We start from the raw sequence: 6,808 nt of genomic DNA, 5'->3' as shown, positions 1-6,808 counted from the left end.
GTATGCCAATACACGGCAGTCGGGCCGTCCTCGCCAGGCGAACGCTGAGAACCCGCGGCGGTGCAAGCGCCGGGGGTGGGTTATGCGCCTCCGGCGCATGCGACCCTCACCGCGCGGCGCCGGTCGTGCTTCGCAGTCGCAGACCGGACAGGATGAAAAGGGCCCAACAGAGACTGCACCCTCCAGAGCCCCATAGAACGGACAAATAACTCAAGGTCGACGTGGACCAGTCGGTGCGTCGGTACGTCGTCGTTCGGTTCCGCCTGGGGATCCGCAAATTCAATGGAAATTGGACGTTCGATTTCCATTGAATTTGCGGGAGTTGCCCACGGGTACCGGCGTGTCGGGTGCCGACACGCCGACTGGGGGCGTCAGGGGCGGAGTTGTTCGTCGACGTAGCACCAGGTCCAGGACTCGCCCGGTTCGAAGGAGCGGACCACCGGGTGGGTCGTGCTGCGGAAGTGCGCGGTCGCGTGCTTGCGCGGGCTGGAGTCGCAGCAGCCCACGTGGCCGCACTCGGTGCAGATCCGCAGGTGCGCCCACGCGTGCTCGCCCAAGGCCAGGCAGTCCTCGCAGCCGTCCGCTCGGCTCGGCTCCGGTGCCTGGTCGACCGCATCGCGCAGGTGCGCACAACTGGTGGACATCTCACAACCCTCCATGAGCGCTCGCGCGCAAGAATGTCGTGTCGACCGTAACCGCGCGGTCCAGCATCCCGCAGCAGCACCCGGAGCGATCATGCACGACCTTCCCGAGTTGATGGCCCTGCTAGCCGGGGCATTGGCGGTGACCGCGATCGCTCGCCGCATCGGCCTGTCGGCCCCGCTCGCGCTCGTCGTGGTCGGGCTGGCCGTGTCGTCGATCCCCGGCGTGCCGGACTACGCGATCGATCCGGACGTGGTGCTGCTGCTGATCCTGCCGCCGCTGCTGTACTCGGCGGCGCTGAACAGCTCCACCATCGGCATCCGGGCGAACCTGCGGCCGATCGGGCTGCTGGCGTTCGGGCTGGTCCTGTTCACCACCGCCGTCGCCGGGGTCATCGCGTGGTGGCTGGTGCCGGACCTGCCGCTGAGCGTGGCGCTCGTGCTCGGCGCGGTGCTCGCACCGCCCGACGCCGTCGCGGCCATCTCGATCGGCCGGCGGCTCGGGCTGCCGCGCAAGATCATGACGGTGCTCAGCGGCGAGAGCCTGGTCAACGACGCCACCGCGCTGACCGCCTACCGGGTCGCCGTGGCCGCTGCGGTCGGCGTCGGGTCCTCGCTGCTGGCCGGGGTCTGGATGTTCCTGATCGCCGCGGTGGGCGGGGTCGTGATCGGCTACGCCATCGGCTGGGTGGTGCGGCGGATCCGCCGGCTGCTGCGCGACGACCTGCTGGAGAGCGCGGTCGGGCTGATCGTGCCGTTCTTCGCCTACCTGCTCGCCGAGGAGGTGCACGCCTCCGGCGTGCTGGCCGTCGTGGTGGCCGGGCTGTACCTGGGCCACCACGCGACGTCGGGCAGCGCCGCGACCCGGCTGCAGGACCGGGCGGTGTGGAACGCCGCGGACACGCTGCTGGAAGCGGTGGTGTTCGCGCTGATCGGCCTGCAGCTGCGCAGCGTCGCGGAGAGCGTGTCGATCAACCTCGGCCCGCTGTTCGTCGCCGGGCTGGTGCTGACCGCCGGAGTGGTGCTCGCACGGGTGGCGTGGGTGTTCCTGGCGATGTACCTGCCGGAACTGCTGCGCGGCCGCAGACCGAACTGGCGGGACAAGGTCGTCGTGTCGTGGGCGGGCATGCGCGGCGTGGTGTCGCTGGCGGCGGCATCGGCGATCCCGACGACGACGTTGAGCGGCGCGCCGTTCCCCCACCGCGCCGAGGTGCTGTTCCTGACGTTCTTCGTCACGCTGGCGACGCTGCTGCTGCACGGCAGCACGCTCCCCTGGCTCATCAACAAGCTGGGCGTGCGCGGCACGGAGGACTACACCGATGCGCTCGCCGAGGCCGAAGCCCAGCACAACGCCGCACGCGCGGCACGCGATCGGCTGGACGAGCTGGCCGAGGAGACCGGGCCGCCGAGCGACGTCGTGGAGCGGCTGCGGAACTCCGCGCAGCAGCGGAGCAACCAGGCGTGGGAGCGGCTGGGGCGATCCGCCGACGAAGTCGGCGAGAGCCCGACGGCTGCGTACCGGCGGCTGCGCGGGGAGATGCTGGCGGCGGAGCGAGCGGTCTTCGTCCAGTTCCGCGACAACCGCCGCATCGACGACGAAGTCCTCCGCCGCGTGATGCACGAGCTGGACCTGGAAGAGCTCTGGATCTCCCGGGACTGACGCGGTCGTGAGTGCGAAAACCGGCTGCAACCGGCTTTCGCACCCACGACCCCTAGGCCAGAAAACCCAACTGGGACGAGAGCTCCTTGGCCGCAATGCGCATTGCTCCGACGACTTCTCGCATGCGCTTTCGGGAGAAGCGGTAGGACGGGCCCGAGGCGCTCAGCGCCGCGATGACCTCGCCCTCCTGGTTGTAGACGGCCACCGCCGCGGCGTTGAGGCCCAGTTCCAGCTCCTCGTAGCTCGTCGCGTACCCGTCGCGGACAATCAGCTCGAAGTCCTTGCGCAGTTGGCCCGCGCTGGTGACGGTCCGGGTCGTGTAGCGCTCCAAGGGGTGCATCAGCAGGTCGTTCTGGTCCTCGCGCGGCGCGTGCGCCAGCAGCACCTTGCCGCTGGAGGTGGCGTGCAGCGGCGTGCGCTGACCGACCCAGTTGTGCGCGGTGACCGCGGCGGTACCGCGCGCCTGGCTGATGTTGATGGCGACGTCGTGGTCCCGGATCGCGATGTTGACCGTCTCGCCCAGGTCGGCGGCCAGCGACTCGCAGAACGGCCTGCCCAGGCGCGGCAGGTCCATCCGCTCGGTCGCCGCCCCGGCCAACCGCACGATGCCGAAGCCGATGGCGTACTTGCCGCGCTCTCCCAGCTGCTCCACCAGACCGCGCGCTTCCAGCACGCTGACCAGCCGGGAGGCCGTCGACTTGTGCACTCCCAGCTCCCCGGCGATCTCGGTGATGCCGGCTTCTCCGTTGCGCGCCAGCAGTTCCAAGACGGTCACGGCCCGATCGACGGACTGCACCAGAGCGCCAGAACTCCTTCCGCGTGATTCAGCTGCGCTACCCACCGGTCAACCGTATCCGTTCGAGGTGCACATTCCAGAACCATCCGTTGTCCCTCTTGACGTTCTCGCAACCGAAGGGTCAGATTTGTTGCGGATCCCACGTGCTGTTCCTCATTGTGCAACGGAGGTCGGCTTGTTGTCATTCTCCGAGGCCGTCTCGGCCGTGATCGAGACATGAGGGCGGTCGCCGTCGTCGGGTCCTCGGTGGCGGGCTGGCGCGCTGCGCAGGAACTGCGCGAGCAGGGCTTCGACGGGCGGCTGGTGATCATCGGCGCGGAGTCGCACCGGCCCTACGACCGCCCGCCGCTGTCCAAGGAATTCCTGTCCGGCGGGCTGCAACCGGACGAGCTGGCGCTGGGCAGCGATCAGGAGGAGGCCGACCTGGACGCCGACTGGCGGCTGGGCACCGCGGCGGTCCGGCTGGACACCCGGCGCGGCGCGGTCGTGCTCGCCGACGGCAGCGAGGTCCGCGTGGACGGGGTCGTGCTGGCGACGGGATCGGCGCGGCTGAGCCTGCCCGGCACCGGCGAAGCCCCCGGCAGCCACCGGATGCGCACCATCGACGACGCGCTCGCGCTGCGCGCCGACATCCGCGCGGGCGCGCGCGTGGTCGTGGTCGGCGGTGGGTTGATCGGCACCGAGATCGCCTCCAGCTGCCGGGAACTGGGTGCGCAGGTGACGCTCGTCGACGCGCAGCACCTGCCGCTGGCGCGGACGCTCGGCATCGAACTGGCGCCGCTGTACTTCGCGCAGCACGAGGACCACGGCGTGAAGGTGCGGTGCGGAACGCCCGCGACGCGGGTGCTCGCCGAGGACCGCGTGACCGGCGTCGAACTGGCCGACGGGCGGGTGCTCCCGGCGGACGCGGTCGTCGTCGAGGTCGGGGCGGAGCCGGCGACGCACTGGCTGCGCGGATCCGGCCTGAAGCTCCGCGACGGCGTGGTCACCGACGCCGGCTGCGCCACGGCGTTGCCGAACGTGGTGGCGGTCGGCGACATCGCCCGCTACCAACCGCTGCACCGCTCGCACACGGTCCGCAGCGACCACTGGTCGACGGCGATGAACCAGCCACCGGTAGCGGTCCGGAACCTCCTCGCGGGCCGGACCATCGCCCCCTACACCGGAATCCCGCACTACTGGTCCCGCCAGTACGGCTCGACCCTGCAGTTCGCGGGCTACGCGGGCCCGAAGGACCGGATCACCGTGGTCGACGGATCCCTCGGCTCCCGCCGCTTCGTGGCCACCTACCACCGGGGCGGCCGCCCGGTCGCGGTCCTGGCGATGAACAGCCCGAAGCAGTTCGCCACCCACCGCCGCCGCCTCACCACGGCCCTGGCCGGACCTGCGAAGCAGGAGTGAACGGTCCGTTCGCCTCACCGAGGAGTGCGAACGGACCGTTCACCTCGCGCTCATCCGGCGGTGAACTCCTGCATGGCGTCCAGGAGGACGTCTGCGAGGTAGGCCGCGAAGGAGTTCCGGACCAGGATGCGGTAGGTCGGTTCCCGGTCGAGCTGCCAGAGGATCGCCTGGGTCCTGCCGATCAGGGTCTGGGCGCAGTGGCCGGGGGTGAAGGACCACCTCGGGTGCAGGTCCAGGGAGCAGAGCTTCTCCAGGACTTCCCGGGACATCGGGCCGGACAGGCGCAGCGCGGTCCGGTTCGCCGATACGTCCACTGTGGACCCCAAGGAGTCCGAGAGGGCGTCGTCGAGAGCCGCGAGGATGGTGGGGGCCCGACCGTCCGGGGCGGTCAGGAGCCATTCGTCGGGGCCCAGCCAGAGGGCTGCGGCGTCTTCGTCGCCCGAGACGAGGTTCGGCTCGTGGTGCGGCAGCGCGAGGCCGAGGGCGTGCTCGATCCTGGCCACCGCCGGACTGCCCGGGTGCACCCGGAGGTCCACCTGGGTCAGGAACGGCTCTTCGGCGAGCTGGACCGCCGGTCCGCTGCGGGCCGCGAACTCGGTCGCGCGGGCGCCGAGGGGGCTGCGGCGGAGGGTGTCGACCTCCTGGTCGACGGGACTAACGACCGTCACGGCGGGCTCCTTCCAGGTCGTAGAACACCGGCTCGGTCACTTCGACCGGGATGCGGCGGCCGTCCACCGGCACGTGCAGGACTTCGCCGATGCGGTGCCGGCCGCCGCGGACCAGCGCCATCGCGAAGCCGCGCTCCAGGACCGCACTGCGGTAGCTGGAGGTGACGTGCCCGAGCATCGGCACCGGCGGCACCAGCGGGACGTCCGGCTCCACCAGGTGCGCGCCCTCCGGCAGCACGTCGGCGGGATCCACCGGGAGCAGCCCGACCAGCTGCTTGCGGTCCTCGCGGGCGGTGTCCGGGCGGGAGAAGGAGCGCTTGCCGATGAAGTCCTTGCGCTTGGACACCACCCAGTCCATGCCCAGGTCGTGCGGGGTCACGGTGGCGTCGGTGTCCTGGCCGACGATCACGAACCCCTTCTCCGCGCGCAGCACGTGCATGGTCTCGGTGCCGTAGGGCGTGATGCCGAAGTCCTGCCCGGCTTCGTGCACCGCCTCCCACAGCGCCAGGCCGTACCAGGACGGCGCGTTGATCTCGTAGGCCAGCTCGCCGGAGAACGAGATCCGGCAGATCCGGGCCGGAATCCCGTTGGACAGCTCGGTTTCCCGGAACTCCATGAAGCCGAAGGCCTCGTTCGAGACGTCCAGGTCCGGCGCCAGCCGGGCCACCACGTCCCGCGAGTCGGGCCCGACCACGGCCACCGCCGCCCACTGCTCGGTCACCGACGTGCAGTGCACCGCCAGGTGCGGCCACTCGGTCTGCAGCCACTCCTCCAGCCACTCCAGCACCGTCGCGGCGCCGCCGGTCGTGGTGCTCATCAGGTAGCGGTCCTCGGCCAGCCGGATGGACACGCCGTCGTCGAAGACCATCCCGTCCGCGGTGCACATGACGCCGTAGCGGGCCTTGCCGACCGCGAGCTTGGCGAAGGCGTTGGTGTAGATGCGGTTGAGGAACTCCGGTGCGTCCGGCCCGACGATCTCGATCCGGCCGAGCGTGGACACGTCCTGCATCGCCACGCCGGTGCGCGCCGCCAGGCATTCGCGGTGCACCGCGGCGGCCATGTCCTCGCCGGGCTGCGGGTAGTACCGGGGCCGCTTCCACTGGCCGACGTCCTCGAACTCCGCGCCGTGCTCCACGTGCCAGGAGTGCATCGGCGTGGTGCGCACGGGGTCGTGCAGCTCGCCGCGGTCGCGGCCGGCCAGCAGCGCGAACGACACCGGCACGTGCGGCGGGCGGAAGGTCGTGGTGCCGACCTCGCCCGGCGATTCCGCACCCAGCGCCTCGGCGATGACGCCGATGGCGTTGACCCCGGAGGTCTTGCCCTGGTCGTTGCCGGTGCCGATGGTCGTGTAGCGCTTGACGTGCTCGACGGAGCGCATCCCCGCGCCGACCGCCCGCCACACGTCGGCGACCGTGGCATCCCGCTGCAGGTCGACGAAGTGCTGCGTCCACCCCGACGGTTCGCCCTCGCCCGGCACCAGCCACACCGGCCGCGGCGCGGCGACCGGGCGGTCCCCGGCCACCGGCGGCACCGGCGGGGCCGCGATCCGGAAACCGCAGGCAGTGGCCGCTTCCGCGCCCGCTGCCAGACCCTGGGCGAGGCAGCCCGCGAGGTCGTAGGTGCCGCGGGCGGACCCGACCAC

Annotated in this window: 6 protein-coding genes; 2 read left to right on the top strand and 4 right to left on the bottom strand. The window is 71.2% G+C overall.

The features are described from left to right. Nucleotides 1-371 precede the first annotated feature (371 nt). Nucleotides 372-644 carry a UBP-type zinc finger domain-containing protein gene (locus ABTZ89_RS33240; RefSeq protein WP_270948979.1) on the bottom strand — a complete coding sequence of 91 codons (273 nt, stop codon included), beginning with the start codon at nt 642-644 and terminating at the stop codon, nt 372-374. 91 nt (nt 645-735) lie between these two features. Between ABTZ89_RS33240 and ABTZ89_RS33235 the strand changes: the two genes are divergently transcribed. Then, nucleotides 736-2,301 carry a Na+/H+ antiporter gene (locus tag ABTZ89_RS33235; protein WP_270948980.1) on the top strand — a complete coding sequence of 522 codons (1,566 nt, stop codon included), beginning with the start codon at nt 736-738 and terminating at the stop codon, nt 2,299-2,301. 52 nt (nt 2,302-2,353) lie between these two features. On the opposite strand, the gene ABTZ89_RS33230 is transcribed toward ABTZ89_RS33235, so the two are convergent. Next, entirely contained in the window at nt 2,354-3,097 is a 744-nt protein-coding gene (locus ABTZ89_RS33230; protein ID WP_351052271.1) for an IclR family transcriptional regulator, read from the bottom strand. 216 nt (nt 3,098-3,313) lie between these two features. Between ABTZ89_RS33230 and ABTZ89_RS33225 the strand changes: the two genes are divergently transcribed. Next, the gene (locus ABTZ89_RS33225; protein WP_351052268.1) at nt 3,314-4,498 is read left to right on the top strand and encodes an NAD(P)/FAD-dependent oxidoreductase; all 1,185 of its coding nucleotides are present in this window, start codon (nt 3,314-3,316) and stop codon (nt 4,496-4,498) included. A 50-nt stretch (nt 4,499-4,548) separates the two neighbouring features. Here ABTZ89_RS33225 and ABTZ89_RS33220 read toward each other — a convergent pair whose 3' ends face one another. Both ABTZ89_RS33220 and ABTZ89_RS33215 read right to left on the bottom strand, forming a co-directional pair. Beyond that, nucleotides 4,549-5,166, bottom strand: a complete 618-nt coding sequence (locus tag ABTZ89_RS33220; RefSeq protein WP_351052265.1) for a sarcosine oxidase subunit gamma — start codon at nt 5,164-5,166, stop codon at nt 4,549-4,551. Then, nucleotides 5,153-6,808: glycine cleavage T C-terminal barrel domain-containing protein (locus ABTZ89_RS33215; protein WP_351052263.1), on the bottom strand; the 1,656-nt coding region annotated here is incomplete at its 5' end. The genes ABTZ89_RS33215 and ABTZ89_RS33220, both read right to left, overlap by 14 nt.

Origin of the sequence: Saccharopolyspora sp. NPDC002686 (assembly GCF_040295745.1) — a bacterium.
Classification (GTDB): domain Bacteria; phylum Actinomycetota; class Actinomycetes; order Mycobacteriales; family Pseudonocardiaceae; genus Saccharopolyspora; species Saccharopolyspora oryzae.
Note: the sequence above shows the minus strand (reverse complement) of the source record. Positions and strands in the feature narration are given on the sequence as shown.